We start from the raw sequence: 1,485 nt of genomic DNA on the forward strand, positions 1-1,485 counted from the left end.
CCTGGATTCACAGGAGTTTGGGAATTTTGCTGATCGAACTGCTCAAGATCGATCGACTGGAAAAAACGATAAACTTGCGTGGTTGGTATAATCAGCCCTTCATGTAGTGCTTGCCAGAGCGTTGCGGCCACAGCAGTTTTGGATTGTTCAGCTACGATCGCTAGTGTTTCCAAATCAAACTGCGCACCAATACAAGCCGCCAGTTTCAAAATATCCTGGGTTGCGACTGGCAGCTTTTGTAGCTGGACTGCCATGAACTCGACGACATCTTCTGTCAAGGCGGCATCGCGCACTCGACCAATCTCGCACTGCCAATGGCCCGCATCGTGATCGAAGGTAATCAACTGGTCTTGATGCAAGGCTTTGAGAAACTGGGTGGCGAAGAAGGGATTGCCCTGGGTTTTCTGCATCACCAGTTCCGTTAGGGGTTGGGCCACCGCCTCTGTGGTCTGCAACGTCTCCGCCACCAGTTGATTCAAGCTCTGGTCACTGAGCGGTTGCAACGTCAGGGTGTGGATTGCTGCTCCGGCTTTGGCTAAGTCATCCAGGGTGAACATCAAGGGATGTGCTGCAAAGACTTCATTATCGCGGTAAGCGCCGAGGAGCAAGAGATAGTCCGTCTGAGCCTCCGCCATTAAGACCCGAATTAAATTCAGCGACGCCGAATCCGCCCACTGCAAATCATCGATAAAAATGACCAAAGGATGATCCGCCGTAGTGAAGACTTGAATGAAGCGTTGGAAGAGGAAATTAAAGCGATTTTGAGCCGCCGTTCCGGAGAGTTCGGGGGCCGGGGGGTGAGGGCCAAGAATGCGATCGAGTTCAGGAATCAGGTCAACAATGACTTGAGCATTCTCCCCTAAGGCTTCAAGGATCTGAGTTTTCCAAGTGTGCAGTTGCGCATCACTTTCACTCAGGAGTTGTGCAACTAGATCGCGAAAGGCTTGGACAAAGGCGGAGAAGGGAATGTTGCGATTGAACTGGTCGAATTTGCCTTTGATAAAGTAGCCGTTTTGCCGGGTAATTGGTTTATGAACTTCATGGATAACCGCCGTTTTGCCAATGCCGGAAAAGCCCGCGACGAGCATCAGTTCCGAACTCCCTTGCGTAACCTGATTCTCCACTGGAGACGCTACGCGATCGAAGGCATCCAATAAAGTCTGGACTTCTGTTTCCCGACCGTAGAGTTTTTCAGGAATGGTGAAGCGATCGCTGATATCCCGTTGCCCGAGGGAGAATTCAGGAATGGTGCCCGTTTGGTTCCATTGTTCTAAACAATGTTTTAAATCATGTTTAAGACCTAGTGCGCTTTGGTAGCGGTCTTCGGCATTTTTGGCCATCAGCTTAGCGACGATCATGGCGACCATGACAGGGATGTCTGGATTGACCTGATGGACGGGAATGGGCTGCTGGGCGATGTGGCAATGGACTAATTCGAGGGGGTCATCGGAGTTGAAGGGTAAACGGCCTGTCAGGAGTTGATAG

At 51.0% G+C, this 1,485-nt stretch carries 1 protein-coding gene; it reads right to left on the bottom strand.

Going from position 1 to position 1,485, the window contains the following annotated elements:
- Positions 1-1,485, bottom strand: a 1,485-nt coding sequence (locus ACN4EG_RS27735; RefSeq protein ID WP_431633520.1) for an ATP-binding protein, incomplete at both ends; no start/stop codon positions are given.

It is taken from the genome of Alkalinema pantanalense CENA528 (assembly GCF_050753345.1).
Lineage (GTDB): Bacteria > Cyanobacteriota > Cyanobacteriia > Leptolyngbyales > Leptolyngbyaceae > Alkalinema > Alkalinema pantanalense.